The organism is Pseudomonas sp. CCI3.1 (assembly GCF_034313985.1).
Lineage (GTDB): Bacteria > Pseudomonadota > Gammaproteobacteria > Pseudomonadales > Pseudomonadaceae > Aquipseudomonas > Aquipseudomonas psychrophila.
In genome coordinates, this window is sequence record NZ_JAVIWO010000001.1 from 3891505 (window position 1) to 3915109 (window position 23605).

General features: G+C 56.3%; 18 protein-coding genes. 7 read left to right on the top strand and 11 right to left on the bottom strand.

The genetic code is table 11. The features are described 5' to 3' along the window. The first annotated feature begins 88 nt into the window (after positions 1 to 88). A complete protein-coding gene (gene yjiA, locus RGV06_RS17850) occupies positions 89 to 1057 on the top strand; it encodes a GTPase (RefSeq protein ID WP_019824052.1) in 969 nt (322 codons plus the stop codon). Here yjiA and RGV06_RS17855 read toward each other — a convergent pair. The 6 genes from RGV06_RS17855 to RGV06_RS17880 form a co-directional block, all read right to left on the bottom strand. Further along, positions 996 to 1739: a GntR family transcriptional regulator gene (locus tag RGV06_RS17855; RefSeq protein ID WP_019824051.1), complete on the bottom strand. Its 744-nt coding sequence runs from the start codon at positions 1737 to 1739 to the stop codon at positions 996 to 998. The two genes, yjiA and RGV06_RS17855, sit on opposite strands and share 62 nt — an antisense overlap. A 25-nt stretch (positions 1740 to 1764) precedes the next feature. Beyond that, positions 1765 to 2469, bottom strand: a complete 705-nt coding sequence (locus tag RGV06_RS17860; protein WP_019824050.1) for a FadR/GntR family transcriptional regulator — start codon at positions 2467 to 2469, stop codon at positions 1765 to 1767. A gap of 39 nt (positions 2470 to 2508) precedes the next feature. After that, positions 2509 to 3822 (bottom strand): C4-dicarboxylate transporter DctA, encoded by a 1314-nt coding sequence (locus RGV06_RS17865; RefSeq protein ID WP_019824048.1) that lies wholly within the window; start codon positions 3820 to 3822, stop codon positions 2509 to 2511. Between the two features lie 372 nt (positions 3823 to 4194). Further along, positions 4195 to 4749 (bottom strand): hypothetical protein, encoded by a 555-nt coding sequence (locus RGV06_RS17870; protein WP_322150734.1) that lies wholly within the window; start codon positions 4747 to 4749, stop codon positions 4195 to 4197. Between the two features lie 142 nt (positions 4750 to 4891). Further along, on the bottom strand, positions 4892 to 6145 hold the full coding sequence (gene glyA / locus RGV06_RS17875; RefSeq protein ID WP_019824044.1) for a serine hydroxymethyltransferase: 1254 nt from the start codon (positions 6143 to 6145) through the stop codon (positions 4892 to 4894). A gap of 98 nt (positions 6146 to 6243) precedes the next feature. Then, a complete protein-coding gene (locus RGV06_RS17880; RefSeq protein WP_048351194.1) occupies positions 6244 to 10104 on the bottom strand; it encodes an EAL and GGDEF domain-containing protein in 3861 nt (1286 codons plus the stop codon). Between the two features lie 256 nt (positions 10105 to 10360). Here RGV06_RS17880 and ettA point away from each other — a divergent pair, with 256 nt between their 5' ends. Beyond that, the gene (ettA, locus tag RGV06_RS17885) at positions 10361 to 12028 is read left to right on the top strand and encodes an energy-dependent translational throttle protein EttA (protein ID WP_019824039.1); all 1668 of its coding nucleotides are present in this window, start codon (positions 10361 to 10363) and stop codon (positions 12026 to 12028) included. Positions 12029 to 12389: 361 nt separating this feature from the next. Beyond that, positions 12390 to 13727 (top strand): NADP-specific glutamate dehydrogenase, encoded by a 1338-nt coding sequence (gene gdhA, locus RGV06_RS17890; RefSeq protein ID WP_019824037.1) that lies wholly within the window; start codon positions 12390 to 12392, stop codon positions 13725 to 13727. Positions 13728 to 13840: 113 nt separating this feature from the next. Here the strand turns inward: gdhA and RGV06_RS17895 are convergent, their stop codons facing one another. From RGV06_RS17895 to RGV06_RS17905, 3 genes are all read right to left on the bottom strand, one after another. After that, the gene (locus RGV06_RS17895) at positions 13841 to 14134 is read right to left on the bottom strand and encodes a chorismate mutase (protein ID WP_019824036.1); all 294 of its coding nucleotides are present in this window, start codon (positions 14132 to 14134) and stop codon (positions 13841 to 13843) included. A gap of 16 nt (positions 14135 to 14150) precedes the next feature. Next, positions 14151 to 16004, bottom strand: coding sequence for a DUF4105 domain-containing protein (locus tag RGV06_RS17900; RefSeq protein ID WP_322150736.1), 1854 nt, complete (start codon positions 16002 to 16004; stop codon positions 14151 to 14153). A 78-nt stretch (positions 16005 to 16082) separates the two neighbouring features. Next, the gene (locus RGV06_RS17905) at positions 16083 to 16571 is read right to left on the bottom strand and encodes a DUF3015 domain-containing protein (protein WP_019824032.1); all 489 of its coding nucleotides are present in this window, start codon (positions 16569 to 16571) and stop codon (positions 16083 to 16085) included. 273 nt (positions 16572 to 16844) lie between these two features. Between RGV06_RS17905 and RGV06_RS17910 the strand changes: the two genes are divergently transcribed. Next, on the top strand, positions 16845 to 19283 hold the full coding sequence (locus RGV06_RS17910) for a Lon protease family protein (RefSeq protein WP_322150737.1): 2439 nt from the start codon (positions 16845 to 16847) through the stop codon (positions 19281 to 19283). Between the two features lie 335 nt (positions 19284 to 19618). Continuing rightward, the gene (locus RGV06_RS17915) at positions 19619 to 19936 is read left to right on the top strand and encodes a hypothetical protein (protein WP_019824029.1); all 318 of its coding nucleotides are present in this window, start codon (positions 19619 to 19621) and stop codon (positions 19934 to 19936) included. Positions 19937 to 19946: 10 nt separating this feature from the next. Here RGV06_RS17915 and RGV06_RS17920 read toward each other — a convergent pair whose 3' ends face one another. After that, on the bottom strand, positions 19947 to 21779 hold the full coding sequence (locus RGV06_RS17920) for a hypothetical protein (protein ID WP_019824028.1): 1833 nt from the start codon (positions 21777 to 21779) through the stop codon (positions 19947 to 19949). Between the two features lie 142 nt (positions 21780 to 21921). Between RGV06_RS17920 and RGV06_RS17925 the strand changes: the two genes are divergently transcribed. Further along, the gene (locus RGV06_RS17925) at positions 21922 to 22410 is read left to right on the top strand and encodes a TIGR00645 family protein (RefSeq protein ID WP_019824027.1); all 489 of its coding nucleotides are present in this window, start codon (positions 21922 to 21924) and stop codon (positions 22408 to 22410) included. A gap of 142 nt (positions 22411 to 22552) precedes the next feature. After that, positions 22553 to 23170: an FKBP-type peptidyl-prolyl cis-trans isomerase gene (locus tag RGV06_RS17930; RefSeq protein ID WP_019824026.1), complete on the top strand. Its 618-nt coding sequence runs from the start codon at positions 22553 to 22555 to the stop codon at positions 23168 to 23170. 62 nt (positions 23171 to 23232) lie between these two features. Here the strand turns inward: RGV06_RS17930 and RGV06_RS17935 are convergent, their stop codons facing one another. Further along, positions 23233 to 23505, bottom strand: a complete 273-nt coding sequence (locus RGV06_RS17935) for a hypothetical protein (RefSeq protein ID WP_019824025.1) — start codon at positions 23503 to 23505, stop codon at positions 23233 to 23235. Positions 23506 to 23605: the final 100 nt, after the last annotated feature.

Genomic DNA, 23605 nt, shown 5'->3' on the forward strand with positions numbered 1-23605 from the left:
CGCCGCGGTGTATCAGTGACACCGCGTTGCTTGAATTGCGAACAAGCCCGCTCCCACATTTTTTTCGCGTTTTTTCAGGAGAATGTGCATGTCCTCTCCAATCCCCGTCACCATCCTCAGCGGCTTTTTGGGTGCCGGTAAAACCACCTTGTTGCGCTACCTGCTCAAGGCCGAACACGGTCTGAAAATCGCCGTGATCGAGAACGAATTCAGCGATGCCGGGATCGATACTCAATTGTTGGGTGATGAGCCTGTGCAAGTCATGACACTGGCCAATGGCTGCGTGTGTTGCACCATCCACACCGATCTGACCAAAGCCCTGTACTTGCTACTTGAGCGTCTGGACAGTGGCGAAATTGCCTTCGATCGCCTGGTGATCGAATGCACCGGTCTTGCCGATCCGGCACCGGTGGCGCAAACCTTTTTTATCGACGAAGAACTGCGCGAGCGTTATTTGCTGGACGGCATCATCACCTTGGTGGACGCCGCGCACGCCGATGTACACCTGAGCCAAACCATCGCCCAGGCGCAAATCGGTTTTGCTGACCGCCTGTTGGTGAGCAAGCGTGATCTGGTGGATGACGCCACCTTTGATGCCTTGAGCGAGCGTTTGACCCGTATCAACCGTCGGGCGCCGATTCGCGTGGTTGAGCACGGCAAGATCGATCTGGCCGAGTTGCTGGATGTGCGCGGGTTCAACCTGAACGCAGACCTGGGGGGTGGCTTGAGCCTGCGTCCAGTGCCGCCTGCATCATCCATCGACCGCATCTCCAGCCTGGTGCTGCGTACCGAAACACCACTGGATATCGACAGCCTCAGCGCGTTCATGAACGAACTGCTGGAAGATCATGGCAAGCAATTGTTGCGCTACAAAGGCGTTTTGAGCATCGCCGGCGAAGATCGACGGTTGGTGTTTCAGGGCGTGCTGAAACTCTATGGTTTTGATTGGGACACTGAATGGGCTGAGGGTGAGGCGCGTGAAAGCGTGATGGTGTTTATTGCCGATGACTTGCCTGAAGCCAAGATCCGCGAGGGGTTTGCGCGGTTGACGCTTTAATCTGTGGAGCAGGTGTGCACCGCAGAAGTATGTCATCCAGATAGAGGCTCACTAGCCTTATGGCTGTGGTTTCGTCTTGATTCTCTACAGCCTTGGCAATTGCAGCTTGATGTTGCCATGCACCGATTGAGTTGATGTCATTGCGTGCAATAGCCAGTGACGTCAGTGGTACAAGATTGCCGAGGAAATACGCCAATGGCGCATTCCCGGCCATCTTTGCCAAGTGCTGATGAAACGCCGCTGCCAAGCGTATTGCGGCGCCATGCCGGTTTTCGGCCTGTGATTGGCGTTGGCTCTCAAGCAGTTGGTGTAATTGGCGCAAGTCATCCTTTTCAGGTTGTTTGCAGGCCATGGGGATCAAGGCCATTTCAGTCAGTCGACGGGCATGCAGAGCTTGGCGGATTTGTTCGTTGGTGGGTGCTGCAACTCTCGCGCGAGCATTGGGGTGCACGGTCACGAGCTGCTGATAAGACAGCCGTGACAGCGCCTCGCGAACGTGTGATCGACTGGCGCCATACTTTTGTGCCAAAGCGTCCTCACTCAAACGACTGTCGGGGAGGATGCGTTGTTCAACAATGGCATCCAGCAAGCGTGTGTAAACATCGTCATGCTGATGTATCCCGGTTTGAGGCCGGGAGCGCAGTGATGATGTGCAAGGTTGCAGCAAAGCGAAAGAACTCATGATATGTCTCCGGTTTGATACGCGCTCAACCGCCAAGTTTGTCGTCAGGAATATTGAGCTCTATTCCACTGCGTCGACCTTCGCGCAGGATATGGCGACGCATCTCGGCGCTAGCCAGCGCACTGTTTTTCGCACGAATGGCGCGTACGACCGCCTCGTTTTCCTCAAGCCGTTCTGCCAAATGCTCGGGTGAATTGCGTAGCACTTGCGCACTTTGTTTGAGGGCATTGCTGGTTTGTTGCACCACGCTTTGGAAAATCGGGTTAGAGGTCAGGTTGAACAGTTCTTCGTGAAACGCGATATAGGCGTTGACCCCAGCCTCGCTGTCGTTTGCTTCCAGCGCTTCGCGCATGTCCATGAGCGTCAGACGCAACTGCCCCACCTCCTTGCTGCTAATCGACTGTGCTACAAGCCCCACGATAAATGGCTCAAGGGTGTAGCGCAGTTGCAAGATATCTTCCAGGCTTGCGTCGGCAACCGCATGCTCTTGGCTTTGAGTGCTGCTGGGATTTGCTTGCAGCACCACGACGCCCTTGCTGGGCATCGTGCGTACTAGCCCCAACGTTTCCAGAACAATGATTGCTTCACGCAAGCTGGGGCGGCTGATGCCCAGCTTTTCAGCCAACTCTCGTTGTCCCGGTAGCATTTCCCCGGAGCGCCACTCACCTCGTGCCAAGGCCGTTCTGAGTTTTTCTACCACTGAATTTACAACGGTTGACGAGGTGATCACTGTTAGCTCCATGAACATCAAAAAAGTTAAAAACCAGGTCTAGAATTCCTGCGGCCCAACGGCGACCATCGGCTTTAAAGGCTGGAAGGTATATCCCGGCTGTCCGGACAGCACTTTGTTGGCGCGCTGTACGTCGATGTCTTTTTCCCAGCGGGCGATCGCTACGGTAGCTACGCAGTTACCGATCAGGTTAGTTAACGCTCGACCGATGCCCATAAACCAGTCCACTGCCAGCACGAGTACCAAGCCCACCACTGGAATGGCCGGGATAGCGGTGAGGGTTGCGGCGAGGATAACCAATGCTGAGCCGGGAATGCCGTGTGCGCCTTTGGACGTTATCAGTGACACCAACAAGATCGTCAGCAAATCTGTCATGGCCAGTGGCGTACCTGTGGCATTGGCAATAAAGACTATGGCCAGTGTCAGGTAAATCGAGAATCCATCGAGATTGAAGGAATACCCGGTTGGAATTACCAGGCCCACTGTGGAGCTGCCTATGCCCAAATGCTCCAGCTTGCGCATGATTTGTGGCAAAACGGCGTCGGATGATGCCGTACCCAGCACGATGGTAAGTTCCTCACGCAAGTACTTGATCAATGGCCAGAGACGCAGGCCCGATGCGCGCATTACCACACCTAGAATCACTGAAACAAAGGCGGCACACGTCAGGTAAAACAAGCCGACCAGGCTGCCCAAGTGTTGCAGTGAGTCCAGGCCATAGGTGCTGGTGGTAAAGGCGATGGCGCCAAATACTCCGATCGGAGCCAGGCGCACAATCATGCCCATAATGCGGAAAATCACATGGCTCAGTTCGTTAATCAGCCGAGAAATTCCAGACGCTGCTTCGCCGACCAAATTCAATGCGCTGCCGAACAGTACCGAGAACAGCAACACTTGCAGGATGTTGTTGTCGGCGAAGGCGCCAATTACGGAGGTCGGAATCAAGTCCATCATGAACTGAGCGGTGGTGTGCATATGCTCGCTGCGTTGAGCAATGTCACCCAGGTTTGAACTGGACAGTTGATCCAGATGGATATTGGCTCCGCTGCCGATTCCAGTGCTGAACGCGAAGACAAGACCGATGATCAAGGCAATGGTGGTCAGCACTTCGAAGTAGATCACGGACTTGAGTCCGATTCGCCCCACCTTCTTCAGGTCGCCAGCGCCACTGATGCCACTGACCACGACGCAGAACACAATCAGGCCGATGAGCATTTTGATCAGCTTGATAAAGCCGTCGCCCAAGGGTTTGAGGTGGGAAGAGTATTCGGGAAGGGTCAAGCCACAGACGACGCCCAAGAGGAGGCCGAGTACAACTTGAAAGAAGATTGAGCGCGAGCACCATCTGATCATTGGAGGAATCCTGGTAGTGTCCTGACAGCGATGCAGTAGGCATCAGCTTCCGAACTTAATTATTGTGGTCTTACCGGTATGTCCAGTTCATGCTCAGTGTAGGTGGGAGTTTTCACGATTATCAAGCAGATTTTCACGACTCGGCTGCTCCGGTATGACCGGTTGTTCGCAACCCCACGTGCTTGAGCCTTTAGCCCGTTTTAAAAAACGTCGCAACAGACCTGTTGCTTTGCGACGGCAGGCGATCAGCGGGCAAAGTTGTGTGGGAGGGGGCTTGCCCGCGAGGGTATCGACACCGTTTACTTCAGGCACGCTGGCACCTGATTCGCGGGCAGACTCGTTCCCACCGGAAAAGTGGTGTTTTGAGTCCAGTTAATAAGGGACGTTTCTTTCGAGAATACTTAACATAAATACAGTTTTATTGCGGTCTGCTACTTCGGCCAGATAATGATGGGGTGAGCCTTTAACTTTCTGTATGCCTATAGATTTGTTGTGGTGAGTTTTGAGCGTGATAAGGGTCTGTTCTTTATGTAAGGTGGGTCCTGTTACAAGAGCGTTTTTTAGGTCAAACAGTGTGAAGGTGATAGGGTCTTTTAGTGTCGGGTTTTTCGCATAGAGTATGTCCCTGTAATGTTTGGCCAGCCTGTGTCGATCATACTTGCCCGTGTGTTTGATATGTATTTCATATCCTTTGCCGGTGTACCGGAAGTAAAGCGTGAGTGGCTCCTTGACCCCGCCGATGGCATGCGGCTGTATACCGACGGCCGTGGAGTCGTCCCTCGTCTGAGGTCGACCAGAGAAGAAGCCCCCACTGGCAAACGAGTCAGTCACTATTACGGGCTGGCCGTAAAGTATCCCCAAAAGATCCAGGTTGTGGTTCGGTATTTGTAAGGTTGCTATAAAAGAGTGTTGAGTGTCATGAGTCATTGTCTGCGCTCTAGTGTGGGTGAGGAACATAGAGTTCAGACTAGGATGTAGATGCTCAGGAGGGGTGGGCTATATATTTCAAAATAAAAGAATCAATAAAAAGCCCGGCTAAAGAGCCGGGCTTTTATTTAGCTATTTACACTCAGTTGCCGTAGACCGGCAGCTTGGCGCAGATGGCTTTGACTTTCTCGCGAACGGCGTCGATAACGGCTTCGTTATTGATATCAGCCAGGATGTCGCAGATCCAGGTGGCCAGTTCACGGCATTCTTCAACCTTGAAGCCACGAGTGGTAACAGCTGGAGTACCGAAACGCAGACCCGAGGTCACGAACGGGGAGCGTGGATCGTTCGGTACGGAGTTTTTGTTAACGGTGATGAACGCTTTGCCCAGTGCGGCGTCGGCGTCTTTACCCGAGATGTCCTGCTTGATCAGCGACAGCAGGAACAGGTGGTTTTCAGTACCGCCCGATACCACGTCAAAGCCGCGCTCGATAAATACCGAGGCCATGGCCTGGGCGTTTTTGACTACTTGTTGCTGATAAGCCTTGAACTCTGGTTGCAGAGCTTCTTTGAAGCACACGGCCTTGGCGGCGATGACGTGCTCCAGTGGGCCGCCTTGCGAACCCGGGAAGACAGCGGAGTTCAGCTTCTTCTCGATGTCGGCGTTGGCCTTGGCCAGGATCAGGCCGCCACGTGGACCGCGCAGGGTTTTGTGAGTCGTGGTGGTCACTACGTCAGCAAACGGAACCGGGTTAGGGTAAACGCCAGCAGCGACCAGACCGGCTACGTGAGCCATGTCTACGAACAGGTAGGCGCCAACCTTGTCAGCGATAGCGCGGAAGCGCGGGAAGTCCAGGATCTGCGAGTAGGCAGAGAAACCGGCCACGATCATTTTTGGCTTGTGTTCAACTGCCAGACGCTCTACTTCGTCGTAGTCGATCAGGCCGTTGGCATCGATGCCGTACTGGATGGCGTTGTACAGCTTGCCCGAGGACGACACGCTGGCGCCGTGGGTCAGGTGACCACCGTGTGCCAGGCTCATGCCCAGGATGGTGTCGCCAGCCGACAACAGGGCCAGGTATACAGCGCTGTTGGCCTGGGAACCGGCGTGTGGCTGAACGTTGGCGTAATCGGCGCCAAACAGTTCTTTTGCACGGTCGATAGCCAGTTGCTCAACCACGTCTACGTATTCGCAGCCGCCGTAGTAGCGCTTGCCCGGGTAACCCTCGGCGTATTTGTTGGTCAGGACCGAGCCTTGAGCTTCCATGACCGCTGGGCTGGTGTAGTTTTCCGAAGCGATCAGCTCAATATGTTCTTCCTGGCGCTGAGCTTCTTGCTCCATGGCGGCAAAAAGGTCGGCGTCGAACTTGGCAAGTGTCAAATCACGGCTGAACATGGCGGTCCTCAAGGATCGGGGGCAGAAAAGGAGGGCATTCTAACTCAATGGGTTTTATCTGGCATATGAATGCGATTCACGGTGATGAGATGCAGGATTCACGCTTGTAATTCATCACTTGCCGCTCGCAGCTGCTTGACCAGCAGATGAGCTGGCATCGGGCGACCAAACAGATAGCCTTGCACTTCATCGCAACCATGCTCGCGCAAGAAATCCAGCTGTTCGTGGGTCTCCACGCCCTCAGCGATTACCGCCAGGTTGAGGCTGTGGGCCATTGCAATGATCGCTCGGGCAATCTGCGCGTCCTGCTCGCCTGAGGGCAAGCCATCGACAAAGGTGCGGTCGATTTTCAAGACATCGATCGGGAATTGCTTGAGGTAGTTGAGCGACGAGTAACCGGTGCCAAAGTCGTCCACAGCAATGCTCAGGCCGAGGTTTTTAAGGCTGGCCAGAATGTGCAGGGCTTCGCTGACTTCGCGCATGAGGATACTTTCGGTCAGTTCAAGCTCCAGGCAGGCAGGCGACAGGCCGGTTTCCTTGAGAATGTTGGCGATGCGCGTGCCCAGTTGGCCATCGGAGAACTGACGCGCCGAGATGTTGACCGAGACTTTGGGAACGCGCACTTTGGCCTGGTGCCAGAGCTTGAGCTGACGACAGGCCTCGGCCAGTACCCAGTCACCCACTTCGACCACCAGGCCCAGTTCTTCAAGTACCGGGATAAAGTCGCCGGGCGGTACCAGGCCACGCCTTGAGTGGTTCCAGCGCAGCAATGCCTCAACGCCGGTGAGGCGTTTGCCGTCGCCGCTGAATTGCGGCTGGTAAAAAAGGATGAACTCTTGCTGCTCAAGGGCGTGTCGCAGGTCGCTTTCGAGCTCCAGGCGCTCAAGGGCACTGGCGTTCATGTCTGCTTGATAGAACTGGAAGTTGTTTTTGCCACGTTCTTTGGCGTGGTACATCGCGGTGTCGGCGTTTTTCATCAGTTGGCTGAGTTCGTTACCGTCTTGCGGACTCAGGGCGATACCAATACTGGCTGTGACGAAGAACTCGCGACTTTCAAGTACAAAGGGTTTTACCAGGCTGGCGAGGATCTGTTCGGCCACGCTGATGGCCCGGTTCAAGGCCAGTTGGCGGGTTGAGCGGGGCTGCAGGAGCAAGGTGAACTCGTCACCACCCATGCGCGCCACGGTATCGTCGTCACCCACGCAGGCCAACAAGCGGATGGCCATGTCTTTGAGCATGCGATCGCCTGCGGCGTGGCCCAGGGAGTCGTTGATCGGCTTGAAACGGTCGAGGTCCAGGAACATCAGCACCACCCACGACTTGTTGCGTTCGGCCTGTTGCAGCGCAGTGTGCAGGCGGTCCTGAAACAGGGTGCGGTTGGGCAGGTGGGTCAGGGCGTCGTAATAGGCCAGGCGGTGAATCCGCTGTTCACTGGCCTTGCGCTCACTGATGTCACTGAAGAAGCACACATAGCTGGCCAAATCCCCCTCGTCATCGAGCACCGCCGTGATGCCGACCCACGCCGGGTAGTGCTCGCCGTTGAGGCGCTTGAGCCAGACCTCGCCTTCCCATGTTCCGTGCACATGCAGTTGCTTGAGCACATAAGTCAGGTGCGCGCGTTGCTGGGCATCAACGGTCAACATGCTGGGCAATTGGTCGAGCACCTGAGCCACGGCGTAGCCGCTGACCCGGCTAAAGGCTTCGTTGGCTTGCACGATATAGCCGGCAGGATCGGTAATCAGGATGGCCGACGTGGAATGCTCGAACACCGTGGCGGCCATGCGCAGGTCTTTTTCAGCACGACGTTGCTGACTGATATCACGACCAACGCCCAGAATGCCTTCGAAGCCATCGTTTTCATCCCACACAAGTACCAGACGCAGCTCAATAGGGACTTTATGCCCGTCGGCGCGTAAGCAGTCGAACAGGAATAACTGGGTTTGCACCTGGGCGCGCAGGGCGGACAGTTGTCGAGGCTTGTGCAGGGCGTCACGGATACGCTCGATCAGGTTGTAGATACCCTCCAGTTGCTGCGGGGTGGCGATAATTGACTGCCAGCCATGGTCGAACACCCACTGTGCGTCGTACCCCAACACGGTCTGTATGGAGGGGCTGAGGTAGTTCATGCGCAACGTGCTGTCGGTGGAGAAAATGACGTCACTGATGCTTTCGGCCAGCATCCGGTAGCGCTGCTCACTGTCACGCAATGATTCACTGGCTTCGATCTGGTCGGTGACGTCTTTGGCTACACCGACGATGCGCGTGACTTGATCCCCGGTGTCACGGGCAAAGGCCTGCTCTCGGATATCAAAGCGCCGCCAGGTGCCCTGATGATGGCGAAAGCGCAGTTGGCACTGCATGAGGTGTTTATAGCCATCTTCCCGTTGTTGCTGACGCAACTGGTGATAACGCTCAGCGTCATCGGGATGCAGCAACAGCTCCCAAAAGTAAGCGCCCATTTCCTGCAGTTCGATGGCGCTGTAGCCCAGGGTTTGCCCGAGGTGATGGTTGCTGAAAATGATTCGCTGGCTGATCACATTTTGTACATAAAGGTGGTCCGGCACGGTGCGCACCACATCCGACCAGAAGCTCTCGCGCTCTTGCAGGGACAGTTCGATCAGCTTGCGGCTGGTGATATCGCTGATGCTCAGAATGACCGCGTGATAATCCTGATGGTCGACAGGCAGTCGCAGCACCAGCCATAAATGCTGATCCCGGCCGCTGGCATCAGTCAGCTTTATTTCCAGTTCAAGTTGTTGCAGTTGATCCAGTACGGTTTCGACTATTTGATAGCCAATGGCCGAACGGGTGTGCGGGCAGCCGTTGATCAGTTTAAGCCAGGCGCCGTCCCCGGATTCGACCTCCAGCAGTTGCATGGCGACCTGATTGACCTCCGTGATGCGCAGTTGCCCGAATAATTGAGAACGATGCTCCGGGTGATCACTCAGCCATTGCTTGAGGTCATTACTGTTTTGGAGTTTTTCGCGCTCAAGAAACCCCGGCAAGCTGGACATGTCCAGCACGCACAGGGCCACCCCGGTGCCTTCGAAAATATCGTGATAGCGCCGGCGGCCTTCATGGAGTTGGCGTTGGCGGCGGCGCAGGTTTAGCAGCGCAATAATGGGCAATAGCGAAAACAGCAAGCCCAGCAGGCATTTGATGATAAGGCCTGGTAGCAGTCGCTCAACCGCCTGGCGCTCATTGAACAGCCCGCGCAACTGCCAGTCACTGTGGTTGATGGGACTCAGTTGTACGGTGTCGCCTTCATCCTGCGAGCTCAGGGTTGAGCCTGGCGAAGTGGGGCTGTATGCCCGGCTCAGGACCTTGCGGGTTTTGGCGTTTTCGATCAGCCATTGTGGTCGACTGCTGCTGGCGTTCTGATGTGTCATGTTTTGCAGCAGATCCGGGCTCATGCGTAGCAGCCAATAACCATCGATATCGCCGGTGGGCTGGCGAAGCAACAAATAGAACACGCTGGCGTCATTGTTATTGCTGAAGTAATAGCCGTCGGTACGTTTTCGAGAGGGGTTTTGCCTGATCCAGTCAGTCAGGAAGGCCGCGTCGGGGCTGGTACCTGCGCTGTCGAGCAATACCTGCCCGGCAGTGCTCAGCAAGGCCAGGCTCTGGAGCGAGGGTATGGATTGACGCAGTTGAGTGACCAGTGCCTGTTGCTGGCGCAGGTTTTTCGGCGATGTATCGATGGGCAGCAGGTTAAAGGCTGTTTCGGCCCGCACTTCCATGCTCAGGCTAATGTGATCGGCCAGGTCGGCGCTGTAGTTGATGCTGTTTTGGCGCTCTTGTTGGAGCGTTTCCTGGAACTGCTCGATCAGTAACCAGAACAGCATGGCCAGCAGCAATAGCGCCAGGGCCGCCAATGCACTTTTCAACGTTCCGCGCACAGGCGTCCCCAGAAGTGGGCTGGACGCTTTAATCAGAGTGGGCGGGGTGACAATGGGCAACGTGTGATCCTGCAATTTGGCGGCAATGGCGCGAGGCCCCCTAGAGGCGTCAAGCATGCCTTGGGCTGTGGCAAAGTGCCAGCCCTCTGGTCTGCACTGGTTTGCCCTGTTCAGCGCATTCAGGTAGATTCGGGCGTCTACATTTATGCTTTTTCTGCGAGCAGGCATTGATCTCGATCAGTCCCTGACCTTCTGCTATGGCCTGATCCGGGCATTGCTCGCGCCTTATTCACCCGTCACTGACCCTAGGTTCTCCATGGCTCAATACGTTTTCACCATGCATCGGCTGAGCAAAGTTGTTCCGCCGAAGCGGGAAATCCTGAAAAATATCTCCTTGTCGTTTTACCCAGGCGCCAAAATCGGCGTACTGGGCCTCAACGGTTCGGGTAAATCCACCCTGCTGAAAATCATGGCAGGTGTCGACACCGAGTTTGACGGTGAAGCTCGCCCGATGCCGGAGCTGAACATCGGTTACCTGCCGCAGGAACCGCAGCTGGATCCGAGCAAAACCGTACGCGAAGTGGTTGAAGAAGCCGTTAGCGTCATCAAGGATGCTCAAGCGCGCCTGGATCAGGTTTACGCCGAATACGCCGACCCGGATGCCGATTTTGACAAGCTGGCTGCTGAACAGGCCAAACTTGAGTCGATCCTGCAAGCGAGCGACGGTCACAACCTTGAGCGCCAACTGGAAGTCGCTGCCGATGCGCTGCGTCTGCCGGCCTGGGATGCCAAGGTTGAACACCTGTCGGGTGGTGAGAAGCGCCGTGTGGCCTTGTGCCGCCTGCTGCTGTCGGCCCCGGACATGTTGCTGCTCGACGAACCAACCAACCACCTGGATGCCGACTCGGTAGCCTGGCTTGAACACTTCCTGCACGATTTCCCGGGTACCGTGGTTGCGATTACGCACGACCGTTACTTCCTGGATAACGTGGCGGGCTGGATCCTTGAGCTTGACCGTGGCGCGGGTATTCCTTACGAGGGCAACTATTCGGGCTGGCTTGAAGCCAAGTCCGATCGTCTGGCTGCCGAATCCAAGCAGCAGTCGGCTCATGAAAAGGCCATGAAAGACGAGCTGGAATGGGTCCGTAAAGGTGCCAAGGCGCGTCAGTCGAAGTCCAAGGCACGTCTGCAACGCTTCGAAGAGCTGCAATCGCAGGAATTCCAGAAGCGCAGCGAAACCAACGAAATCTACATCCCGGCCGGTCCGCGCCTGGGTGACAAAGTTATCGAATTCAAGAACGTGTCCAAGGGTTACGGCGATCGCGTATTGATCGACAACCTGTCGTTCGCCATGCCTAAAGGCGCCATCGTTGGCGTGATCGGCGGTAACGGTGCCGGTAAATCGACCCTGTTCCGCATGCTGATGGGCAAAGAGCAGCCGGACTCGGGCACCATTGAAGTCGGCGAAACGGTGCAACTGGCGTGTGTTGACCAGAGCCGTGACGACCTGGATGGCAGCAAGACTGTGTTCCAGGCGATTTCTGACGGTTCCGATGTGATCCGCATCGGCAACTATGAAATCCCGTCGCGTACCTATGTAGGTCGTTTCAACTTCAAAGGTGGCGATCAGCAGAAGTTCGTCAAGGACCTGTCCGGTGGTGAGCGTGGTCGCTTGCACCTGGCCCTGACCTTGAAAGAGGGCGCCAACGTGCTGCTGCTCGACGAACCGTCCAACGACCTTGACGTTGAGACCCTGCGTTCGCTCGAAGAAGCGCTGCTGGACTTCCCGGGCGCTGCCATTGTGATCTCTCACGATCGGTGGTTCCTTGACCGCGTCGCGACTCACATCCTGGCGTACGAAGACGACTCGCAAGCGATCTTCTTTGAAGGTAACTACACCGAGTACGAAGCCGACCGTAAAAAACGCCTCGGCGAGGCGGCCACCCAGCCGCACCGTGTGCGTCACAAGAAACTGGCCCAATAAGGTCGGTATCAAGAAAAAACGGAGCCCCTCGAGGCTCCGTTTTTTTTGCAGAGCGATGTTGTCCCTGTGGGATCGGGCTTGCTCGCGATGCAGGCGACTCGGTCTCTCTGACGCGCCGTGGTGATGCCATCGCGAGCAAGCCCGCTCCCACAAAGGAATAAACGGCGTGTTTTTAGTGGTGCGAAACTGGGTACAAGAAGCTTTTTTTTGGTGCGCAAAAGCCCGTGAAATCGGCGTAATTTATATAAATGCACCATTTAAATTCATAACTGCGACATTTTGCGCTGTCACGGTGCCACATGAATTGATAAAGTTCCGGTCAATCTCTGTTTAACGACAATAAATTTGCCGAGAATTATCCATGATCGAATCCGTCGACCAGTTCCTTGCCCGCCTGAAAAAACGTGACCCGGACCAGCCTGAATTCCATCAGGCGGTTGAAGAAGTCCTGCGCAGTTTGTGGCCGTTTCTTGAAGCCAATCCGCATTACCTTACTTCAGGAATTCTCGAGCGTATTTGTGAACCTGAGCGAGCGATCGTGTTCCGTGTTTCCTGGGTGGATGATGAAGGAAAAGTGCGGGTTAACCGTGGCTTCCGTATCCAGATGAACAGCGCCATTGGCCCGTACAAGGGTGGTCTGCGGTTCCATCCCTCGGTGAACCTGGGCGTTCTGAAATTCCTGGCTTTCGAACAAACCTTCAAGAACTCCCTGACCTCGTTGCCGATGGGCGGCGGCAAGGGCGGCTCTGACTTCAACCCCAAGGGCAAGAGCGACGCCGAAGTCATGCGTTTTTGTCAGGCCTTCATGAGCGAGTTGTATCGCCACATTGGTTCGGACGTTGATGTGCCGGCCGGCGATATCGGTGTCGGCGCCCGTGAAATCGGCTTTATGTTTGGTCAGTACAAACGTCTGAGCAACCAGTTCACTTCAGTGTTGACCGGCAAAGGCATGAGCTACGGCGGTAGCCTGATTCGCCCAGAAGCTACGGGTTTTGGTTGCGTGTACTTTGCTCAGGAAATGCTCAAGCGCAGCGGCCAGCGTATTGATGGCAAGCGTGTTGCAATCTCTGGCTCCGGCAACGTGGCGCAGTACGCAGCCCGCAAGGTTATGGACCTGGGCGGCAAGGTCATCTCGCTGTCGGACTCCGAAGGCACGCTGTACTGTGAGGCCGGTTTGAGCGAGGAGCAGTGGGAAGCGCTGATGGACCTCAAAAACGTCAAGCGCGGACGCATCAGCGAATTGGCCGGGCAGTTCGGACTGGAGTTTCTGGTTGGCCAGCATCCGTGGAACCTGGCGTGCGACATCGCGCTGCCATGCGCCACCCAGAACGAACTGGACGCTGAAGCGGCTCGTACACTGCTGAGCAATGGCTGCGTGTGCGTGGCAGAAGGCGCGAACATGCCGACCACTCTGGAAGCGGTCGATCTGTTTATCGAAGCCGGTATTTTGTTTGCACCGGGTAAGGCATCCAACGCCGGTGGTGTGGCAGTGAGCGGTCTGGAAATGTCGCAGAACGCCATGCGTCTGCTGTGGACGGCGGGCGAGGTGGACAGCAAGCTGCATAACATCATGCAATCGATCCACCATGCGTGCGTTCACTACGGTGAAGAAAACGGCCGAATCAACTACGTCAAAGGCGCGAACATTGCGGGCTTCGTCAAAGTCGCTGACGCGATGCTGGCTCAGGGCGTGGTGTAAGCCGGTTCCGTTCTTCTGTGGGAGTGGGCTTGCTCGCGATGCTAGCGACGCGGTGTATCTGTTGCATCACGTCGATCCAATCGCGAGCAAGCTCGCTCCCACACGGTCTCTATCTAGTTGGCAAGCGCCGTGTGCTCAGCCAGCTCCTGCTCGATAAAGGCTGCAATCATGGCGCGGTAAACGTCCTCGGTGACGTTCGGGTTAGCGCCCAGCTCTGAGGCCAAGCCCCGGACTTTTGCAATCACTTGCTCAACCCGCTGGGGAGCCCGCACCGCATCGCTGTCTTTTTTAAAGCGCGCTGCTTGCGACACGTAGGCGCCGCGTTCGGCGATCAAGCCGACAATCTGTCGATCCAGCCCGTCGATTTTCTCGCGCACCTGCTCAAGGGAATCACAGTTAACAACCATGTTGTAAAAACTCCTTTTAGTAGTGATACCACTTCAACTCCAGCATCACTTCGTTGATGGGGGTGGTCAGCTTGCTGAACTCACGCTGTGCGCTCAGTCGCAAGCCCAGATTGCGTGAAATTTCCCATTGCTGATTCAGGCTGAGGCTGCGGCGGACTTCGCCGTTGGTGAAGTAATCACCTTTGGCTTCGAGGCTCAGGTTGCCCACCGGATTGCGCCACAGGACGCCTGTGTTAAACCCTGCCGCCGGTGAGATAAAGGCAGCGAAATCGTTGTTGTGCTCCACGCGCAGGGTGCCCAGGGCGAAGCCCAATACGTTCTCGCCCAACTGCCAGGTCCCTCCCGCGCCCCCATTGACGTGGCTGACAAGATTTTCGTCGCCATGCTTGCCGATTACCCGTTCCAGACCACCGCCCACTTGCCAGGACCAGGGTTGCAGCAAGGCATTACGCGGGGTCAGGGAGCGGATATTGGCCAGATCCAGCTGTTGAACTTGCCATTTATTGCCTTCGTACTGACGCACTTTGAGCTGCAGGATTTCAATCTGCGCCCCTAGCGGGAAGCCCGGTGCGTTGTCGTTCAGGTCGTGGTAGGCCATGCGCAGGCCGTATTCGGCAAACGCCTTGTCGTCACGACTACCGGCTCCCAGTTGCCAGGTGCGCGACTCGTGGCCGTTTTCGGGCAGTTCGGGTTTTTCGACGTGCAGTTCGGGGGCAGGGTTCTGGTTGATCGCGCGCAGCAGTTCGAAGCTGCGCTGGGAGCGCGCAGGATCGCGTTCAAGACCGTTGGCCCGGTAGCGTTCAAGACGATAAGCCGCGTCGATAATCAGTGCCTGACGTTCTTTTGGCAGCGCCTTGAAGGTCGGGTTTTGCAACTGGGCCTGATCGGCGCTGATCTGCAATACCCATTGCTGTTCTTCAGGGTCGATGGCTTTGGCGCGATCCAGCAGCTCACGTTCGCGGGACGGACGGTACTCGATGCTTTCGACCAGCCCGGCTTCCTTGACCGCTTTAACGGTGTCGGTAGGGATCGCGGTCAGCGGGAACTGGGTGGTCAGTTGCAGGCCCGGGCGTGCCACTTGCAAGAGTTCCAGCAGGCGGTACGAGCAGTTTTCGTCAAAGAAAAAATAGTCGAACTGGATCTGTTTGAGCTCCCACACATGTTCGACCATGCGCTGGGTTTCTTCGGGTGTCAGATTGAGCCGGTATTCCCACAGATCACGGTTTTCGAGACTGCGGTACTCGGAGAGTTTTTCCTGGTAGGGCACCAGCGCGAACAGACCGGGGTAGCCGCCGGCCAGCCCTTTCCAGGCGTACAAAATGCTGTTGTCGGAACCTTCGATATAGGCGCCGAAATTGATTGCGTAGCTGAGCAGGGCGGTCTTGTTGTCCTGCACATCAGCCTGGTCGATACGCAACAAAGTATGGCCAAACATCGAGGACGGGCTGTTCAGGTAAGCCGCCGGGAAAATCATCACCGTGCTGTGAGGCGCTACGTCCTTGAACCATTGCGTGAACTCTGCGCATTCGGCCTTGGGCAGGTCGTTCAGGTTCAGTTGGGCCTTTAGCCAGCGGGTGCGGGCGGGGTAGACGCACTGCGGGTGTTTGTCCCCCAGGCTCAAGGGCGCATACAAGGCCTCGACGGTGGCACGCAGTTCGGCGTCCGGGTGGTGCGCACCCTCGGGGGCCAGAAAGAATTTGTCGTCGCTGACATAGCTTCGCCAGCCGCTCAGTTTGCCGGCTTCATAGTGTCCCAGAGAGATCCAGAACGGGTCGTTGGCCAACTGCTGAACACGTTGATCGTCGATATGGGGTGCGGCATACAGCGGGGCGCAGGCACAGAGCGCCAGATAGGCAAGGCGTTTGAGCATGTTCGGCAACTGTTGTCAGACGAAGAGAGTTGAAGCAGGAGAATACCCGCTCCGAGAGGAGCGGGCAGATCTCATTTACTACGCAGCAGTGGCGTACTTGGCCAGGCGAGCATCGCCTTTGAGGATGGCCAGGGTGTTGTTGTGGACATCTTCAGCCGTTACATCGGCCTTGCTGAAGATTTGCTGGAAGTGCTCATGGGTGACGGCGGCAAAGTGCGCGCGATCTTCAGGTGCGACGCCCAGAACCACCGCGTAAGTGGTCAGTGCTTCGCCATTGCCTTTGGCCATGTCTTCGGACAGCTCGTTGATCATGCCATTCATGGCAATCCACGATTTGCCGCCGTAGGTCAGGGCGTCCTTGGTGGTACAGCCGTTGGTGCCGGAGGTCATGCCGAAGGTGGCGTTACCGGACGTGCCGTTGGTAGTGGATGCCAGGAAGTGAGCAGGGGTGCCGCGCTGACCTTCAAACAGCATGTTGCCCCAACCGCAGTTCGGACCGCCCGGGGCTTGCGCCATGGCATTGAGGGAAACAACTGTAAAGAGAGTACCGAGAAGAATCCGTTTCATAAGCTTTGTTCTCTATATGTGTGCAACCAATGGACAAGGGTTTCTGGCCCTGAAGCGCCAGTACGAGCCGGTTATGCCTTCCAGCCGCGTAACAGCTTGGAGTCTAGGCACGATCGGCAGGTTCCGTGGTTTTTTGTAAAACAATCTCTGTTGGCGCACATTTTTTGCCCGTAAATACGATGGTGCGAGCTTTCCCGTGTTGTACGCCTTGCCAGTGGTGTACAGCCAGCGCCAGAATGCTGCAATCTGCCCCGCCCGATGTAAGGAAGCCCGATGCCTGATTCTGTTGCCACCAGCTTGCGTCTAGCGCCTGATGCGCTAACCCGTCCTTTCTCTGCTGAACAGTTCAGCTTCTCGAATACCAATGATTTAGAACCTTTTCGCGGCATTCTCGGCCAAGAGCGTGCGGTCGAAGCCTTGCAGTTTGGCGTGGCCATGCCACGTCCGGGTTACAACGTATTTGTGATGGGCGAGCCGGGTACGGGTCGCTTCTCATTCGTCAAACGCTACCTCAAGGCCGAGGGCAAACGCCTGAAGTCCCCGAGCGACTGGGTGTACGTCAATAATTTTGACGAACCACGTGAGCCGCGCGCCCTGGAATTGCCTTCCAGCAGCGCGGGTGCGTTTATTGCCGACATCAACCACCTGATCGACAACCTGCTGGCGACCTTCCCGGCGGTGTTTGAACACCCGACTTATCAACAACGCAAAAGCGCAATTGACCGAGGCTTCAATCAGCGTTACGACCGTGCGCTGGATGTGATCGAGCGTTTGGCTCTGGAAAAAGGCGTTGCGCTGTATCGCGACAGCAGCAACGTTGCATTCACCCCGATGAGTGATGGCAAGGCGCTGGATGAGGCCGAGTTTTCGCAATTGCCTGAGTCTGAGCGTGAGCGTTTCCACGAGGATATTTCCGAACTGGAAGAGCGCCTGAACGAAGAACTGGCCAGCCTGCCGCAGTGGAAGCGTGAGTCGAACAACCAACTGCGTCAGTTGAACGAAGAAACCATCACCTTGGCCTTGCAGCCGTTGCTGTCGCCGTTGTCGCAAAAATACGCCGAAAATGGCGCGGTCTGCGGCTACTTACAGGCCATGCAGGTTTACTTGCTGAAAACCGTGGTCGAGCAATTGGTCGACGACAGCAAGACCGACGCCCAGGCGCGCAAGCTGCTCGAAGAACAGTACCTGCCGAGCCTGGTGGTGGGCCAGCCACTGAGCGGCGGTGCGCCGGTGGTATTTGAGCCGCACCCTACTTACGACAACCTGTTCGGCCGTATTGAATACAGTACTGATCAGGGCGCGCTGTACACCACGTACCGGCAATTGCGCCCTGGCGCGCTGCATCGTGCCAATGGCGGTTTTTTGATTCTCGAAGCCGAGAAGATGCTCAGTGAGCCCTTTGTATGGGATGCCCTCAAGCGTGCCCTGCAATCGCGCAAGTTGAAGATGGAGTCCCCGCTAGGCGAGATGGGCCGTCTGGCGACCGTCACCCTCAACCCGCAGGTCATTCCCTTGCAGGTCAAGGTCGTGATCATTGGTGCCCGCCAGCTGTATTACACGCTGCAAGACCTTGATCCGGACTTCCAGGAGATGTTCCGGGTGCTGGTGGACTTCGACGAAGATATCCCGATGGTCGATGAAAGCCTTGAGCAGTTCGCTCAGTTGCTGACCACCCGGACCTCAGAAGAAGGCATGGCACCGTTGACGGCCGATGCGGTGGCGCGCCTGGCGACCTACAGCGCCCGTTTGGCCGAGCATCAGGGGCGTTTGTCGGCGCGTATTGGAGACCTGTTCCAGTTGGTCAGCGAGGCGGATTTCATTCGTCATCTGGCAGGGGATGAGATGACCGATGCCGGTCATATCGAACGTGCGCTCAAGGCCAAGGCCACGCGTACGGGGCGTGTGTCGGCGCGCATTCTTGATGACATGCTGGCAGGGATCATTCTGATCGACACCGATGGCGCGGCCGTGGGCAAGTGCAACGGCCTGACCGTGCTGGAAGTCGGCGACTCGGCCTTTGGTGTACCTGCGCGGATTTCCGCCACGGTGTATCCGGGAGGCAGTGGCATCGTCGATATCGAACGTGAAGTTAACCTGGGGCAGCCCATTCACTCCAAGGGCGTGATGATCCTGACCGGGTACCTGGGCAGCCGTTACGCCCAGGAGTTCCCGCTGGCGATTTCGGCCAGTATCGCGCTGGAGCAGTCCTACGGTTACGTCGATGGCGACAGTGCATCGCTGGGTGAGGCCTGTACGTTGATTTCGGCCCTGTCCAAGACGCCGCTCAAACAGTGTTTTGCCATTACCGGCTCCATCAACCAGTTTGGTGAAGTGCAAGCGGTGGGCGGAGTTAACGAGAAGATCGAAGGCTTCTTCCGACTCTGCGAAGCACGGGGGCTTACAGGCGAGCAGGGTGCGATTATCCCGCAGGCCAACGTGGCAACCTTGATGCTGGATGAAAAAGTGCTACAGGCGGTGCGTGACGGCAAGTTCCACGTATACGCGGTGCGTCAGGCCGATGAAGCGTTGAGCTTGTTGGTGGGTGAACCTGCCGGGGAGCCTAATGAAGAGGGCCAGTTCCCCGAAGGCAGCGTCAATGCTCGCGTGGTAGAGCGGTTACGGGTAATTGCTGAGATGATCAACGATGATGACCTGAAGGAAGCCGAGAAGGAGTTGCTGGCTGAAGTCCTGTCAGCCACGAAACCCGCCTGAACCCCAAGTCTGTAGATACTCTGTTCCAGGTCAAGCCCCAGTGGGAGCGAGCCTGCTTGAAGTATCTCTGTAGCCGCTGCCGAAGGCTGCGATAAGGACGCTGGGCCTTCGCTCCTGGCAAGTGAGGGGCTGCTTCGCAGCCCATCCCAGCCTGCGGCAGCGGCTACAAGGTAGTGGGAGCTATGCATAGTCGCCAGTCGATCAAGCCGTTGGTCATTGGCGACTTTTCTTATGCGTTTTTTCTTCTATTCTCAGGGCATGGACTCCACTGTCGTCACCGGACGATGCAGCCCGTAGTGTGCGGCTGAAGACAGGATCTACCGAGGGTCGCCGCCATGTCGCGCAACCTTTGTCTCACTCGCCAATGCTTGGGCCTGGTGACTCGTATTGAATGCAGCATTCGACCGCTGGCAGGCAATAACGGGATGTGGACGCTACTGTTTGCTGCAGGCCTGGCAGGTGAGCAGCCCTCTACCATCAAGGCGCAAGGCCCGTTTCCCGGCCCGTTCGTGGCTGAAACCATTCTTGAATCAATCGTAGAAAGCCTGACACTGCATGGCTATCGGCTCGCGGACGATCCGCAGATCTGGTGCCTGCATGTACAGGCCCAGCTGCGTCAGATCAATGGCGGGCGCTGCAGCGCGTCCCACTAGAGCGGCGGTTTTATTGGGGCATGCTGGCTTGCGGAGCTTTGTCGAGTTTGACTTCAAAACCATATTCGACGGGGTTCAGTGCTGTGCGTGCATAGCTTTCCAGTTGAGTTGGCTGGCCATAAAAGTAATGCACGTCGAATGCGGGCGGGCCATCGGGCTCGTCACTATGGCGCACCGCTATGACTTCCTTCAGGTAGTTGCCCGTTCCATCCTTGGCATAGAAGCGCCAGGCCTCGGCCGGGAACACTTTTTGATCAACGATCAGGGTATTACCCTTGAGCTCAAGGCCTTTGGGCAGGTGTGTGACCTCCAGTACCTGTTTGTCTATGTCAGCGATAAACAGGGGGATTGAGCCCACGGCATAGGCCGGTGTTTCGGGGAACAGATTCAGATCGTAGGTGATGACGCCTGCTTCGGGGTCCACATCAAAGGCTTCGGTGGGCAGTTCGAGTGGCTCACTGCGATTACCTTTTTCGTCTTCGGCAAAGAAGGTCACGGGTGCGTCAGATCGTTGCGGTAGCGCCCCGAGCATTTCGTCGTTGAAGGTGGCGGGGTGGCTGAACTCCAGGGTTGCTGCGCTGGCGTCGTCCACTGACTGGCTGATCACTACGCTCTTCTCCAATTGCTCGGGGTCAAGGGTGGCGTTCTTGAGGTAGTTGGCGGCCTGGTCGTCGTACACCACAACGCTGATCGGTAGTGGCTGAATGTCTTTGCCCACTACGGCCTTGTCAAGTTTGAGCACTGGCAGGTCGAGAGACTTGCGGGTGAGATCGGCCGTGGAAAAATCGAGCACGTTGATATCGACATGTTCCACCGTGCCGTTGAAGTACACCTTGCTGTAATGGTGGGGGTGCTTCTGATCAAAGGCTTTTTGCTCGTTATCCAGTTGCTGCTCGAACGCATCACTCCAGGCTGTTTGCTTGAGCATCTCGGCCAGTTGCTGCTGATAAAAAGCCAGTTGCTCGGGATTTTCGTTGATCGAGCCTGAGCGCGACAGGAACTGCCCGGAGTGGTCGCGGGCCTGAATGATTAGCGGGTTTAGCGGAGTGTCTCGCACTTGCTCTGCCAGTGGGGCGCTGTTGACGATATCCACTTCGGCATAGTTCTGACCCAGTGCCAGCAGGGTCACGCTGATGGTGCCGTCAGTGCGGGTCTTGCCCACATCTTTGGCGTCCAGGTTGAAGTTGACCACCTTGCCCGGCGCGATAACTTCGACTTTGCCGTGAAGGATGAGGGGTTGAGGCTGTTGTGTGTTCTCGACCTCAATCCCGTCAATGTAAGGGTAAGTGACGGTCAGATCGTCCGGATTGCTCAGGTTGGCGCTTGAGGGGCTTAGCTGGATGCCTGGATCGGTTTCAGACCACTCTGGAGCGAAGGGCACCACTTGCTTGTTGCTCAGCGTCACAGACTGCCATTCCAGCGCGTGGGGGAAGGGGAACTCGGACGCGCTATTGAGCGGGAACGGGAAAACGGGCTCCAGGTCGGTCAAGTAATCGGAGCTTGTGTTTTTGCGCAGCACAAACAGACCGTTGATGTAGGTATCGCTGAGCGCCTGGCTGCTGGGGTAATGCTTGAGCAGCGCAAGGTCGTCCGTGCCGTATTCGGTCTCAACGGGTTTGTCTTGCAGCTTGAGGCGCGCGCGCTCCAGCAACAGCAAGGAACCGCCCAGGTCGGCGATTGCATCTTTGAGCTGTTGATCCTTGATGGTGTCCAGGCTCTGTTCAAACGCGGCGCTGCGTTCTTCCAGGCTGGCCTGCTGGTGCTCGTCGTCAGGCGAGCAACCGCCAATGGCGAGCAACGTCATCGAAAACCCAAAACAGGCCAAGGGAAATCGCAGATACATGGTTCGGTTTTCCTGTCCGTAAACGATGCTTGGGAAATGGACACTAGCAGAAAATGTTTTTACAGGCTGTTTCGAAGCCTTTAACTATGGCGTTTTCTCACTGATATACTCGCGCCCATTTTTTTAATTCCTGTGAGATTCAATGGAACGCTTTATCGAAAACGCAATGTACGCCTCGCGCTGGATTCTGGCGCCGATTTACTTCGGGCTCTCGCTGGGTCTATTGGCTTTGGCGTTGAAGTTCTTTCAGGAAGTGTTTCACGTAATCCCCAACGTGTTCGCGTTAAGTGAGTCGGATTTGATCCTGGTCATTTTGTCGCTGATCGACATGGCGCTGGTGGGCGGTCTGTTGGTGATGGTGATGATTTCCGGTTACGAGAACTTCGTTTCGCAACTGGATATCGACGACCACAAAGAGAAGCTCAGCTGGTTGGGTACCATGGACTCGACCTCGCTGAAGATGAAAGTGGCGGCATCGATCGTGGCAATCTCCTCAATCCACTTGCTACGAGTGTTCATGGATGCACGCAATATCGAGACCGAGTACCTGATGTGGTACGTGATCATTCATATGACCTTTGTGGTATCGGCCTTCGCGATGGGCTATCTGGACAAATTGACCAAACACTGACGCTTAGCCCGGGTGCACACACGCACCCGGGCTGCGAAGGCTTTGGGGGCTGTGGTAGTCTGCTGGCCCTTTTTTGGTTCAGGGTGTTCCGAAGCTACGGTTAACGTGGCATTTGCGGGCACCCCCACAGCGGAGCAGTGTTATGTCCGAAGTAAATCTGTCGACCGACGAAACTCGCGTTAGCTACGGCATTGGCCGTCAGCTGGGCGATCAACTGCGCGACAACCCGCCGCCGGGCATCAGCCTGGATGCAATCCTGGCTGGCCTGACTGACGCATTCGCGGGCAAGGAAAGCCGAGTAGGTCAGGAAGAAATGTCGGCCAGCTTCAAGGTGATCCGCGAGATCATGCAAGCTGAAGCGGCTGCCAAGGCAGAAGCTGCTGCAGGCGAAGGCAAGGCTTTCCTGGCTGAAAATGCCAAGAAAGACGGCATCACTACCCTGGCTTCCGGCTTGCAATTTGAAGTTGTGACTGCTGGTGAAGGCGCCAAGCCATCCCGTGAAGACACTGTACGTGTTCACTACCACGGCACCCTGATCGACGGCACTGTGTTTGACAGCTCCTACGATCGCGGTCAGCCAGCTGAGTTTCCGGTTGGTGGCGTGATTGCCGGCTGGACCGAAGCCCTGCAACTGATGAACGCCGGTAGCAAATGGCGCATCTACGTGCCGAGCGAACTGGCTTACGGCGCGCAAGGCGTTGGCAGCATCGCTCCGCACAGCGTGCTGGTATTCGACGTTGAGCTGCTGGACGTTCTGTAAGAACTCGGCGCTTTAACGTTGGCTGCGGGTTTGCCAGCAAACCCGCAGCTGCACCGGCGACGTCATAGTTGTATCTTGGCGTGGTGCGGGTGGGTGTCAGTTGTGCCGCAAGGGCGCAATGCCCGGGCATAGCAAAACAGAAACAAATTTCGCACCAGCTCCTTGAGCACCACCGGCTCACTTGAGTTGAGACCGTTGAAATCCAGGTCACCCTGGTCCTGCAGTTCATTCAGCGCTTCTTCTTCCAGTACCGCACAGACTTCCCCGGTTTCCCGATGCAGGATTCGCAGATAGGGATGTGGGCGGTCCAGCCAGGCATCAATTAAATAAGTCATGTCGTCATCTCCTTGATGAATACCAATGAGAATAATTCTTATTCAATTAATAGCAAGTGCCTATTGGCAGATTTATCATCTTTGAGCATTAGAGTTGCTG

Bases quoted from the DNA above. Each gene is read 5' to 3' on its own strand.
- yjiA (WP_019824052.1), top strand. From the start codon at position 89: ATGTCCTCTCCAATCCCCGTCACCATCCTCAGCGGCTTTTTGGGTGCC.
- RGV06_RS17855 (WP_019824051.1), bottom strand. From the start codon at position 1,739: ATGAGTTCTTTCGCTTTGCTGCAACCTTGCACATCATCACTGCGCTCC.
- RGV06_RS17865 (WP_019824048.1), bottom strand. From the start codon at position 3,822: ATGATCAGATGGTGCTCGCGCTCAATCTTCTTTCAAGTTGTACTCGGC.
- RGV06_RS17870 (WP_322150734.1), bottom strand. From the start codon at position 4,749: ATGACTCATGACACTCAACACTCTTTTATAGCAACCTTACAAATACCG.
- glyA (WP_019824044.1), bottom strand. From the start codon at position 6,145: ATGTTCAGCCGTGATTTGACACTTGCCAAGTTCGACGCCGACCTTTTT.
- ettA (WP_019824039.1), top strand. From the start codon at position 10,361: ATGGCTCAATACGTTTTCACCATGCATCGGCTGAGCAAAGTTGTTCCG.
- gdhA (WP_019824037.1), top strand. From the start codon at position 12,390: ATGATCGAATCCGTCGACCAGTTCCTTGCCCGCCTGAAAAAACGTGAC.
- RGV06_RS17895 (WP_019824036.1), bottom strand. From the start codon at position 14,134: ATGGTTGTTAACTGTGATTCCCTTGAGCAGGTGCGCGAGAAAATCGAC.
- RGV06_RS17900 (WP_322150736.1), bottom strand. From the start codon at position 16,004: ATGCTCAAACGCCTTGCCTATCTGGCGCTCTGTGCCTGCGCCCCGCTG.
- RGV06_RS17905 (WP_019824032.1), bottom strand. From the start codon at position 16,571: ATGAAACGGATTCTTCTCGGTACTCTCTTTACAGTTGTTTCCCTCAAT.
- RGV06_RS17910 (WP_322150737.1), top strand. From the start codon at position 16,845: ATGCCTGATTCTGTTGCCACCAGCTTGCGTCTAGCGCCTGATGCGCTA.
- RGV06_RS17915 (WP_019824029.1), top strand. From the start codon at position 19,619: ATGTCGCGCAACCTTTGTCTCACTCGCCAATGCTTGGGCCTGGTGACT.
- RGV06_RS17920 (WP_019824028.1), bottom strand. From the start codon at position 21,779: ATGTATCTGCGATTTCCCTTGGCCTGTTTTGGGTTTTCGATGACGTTG.
- RGV06_RS17925 (WP_019824027.1), top strand. From the start codon at position 21,922: ATGGAACGCTTTATCGAAAACGCAATGTACGCCTCGCGCTGGATTCTG.
- RGV06_RS17930 (WP_019824026.1), top strand. From the start codon at position 22,553: ATGTCCGAAGTAAATCTGTCGACCGACGAAACTCGCGTTAGCTACGGC.
- RGV06_RS17935 (WP_019824025.1), bottom strand. From the start codon at position 23,505: ATGACTTATTTAATTGATGCCTGGCTGGACCGCCCACATCCCTATCTG.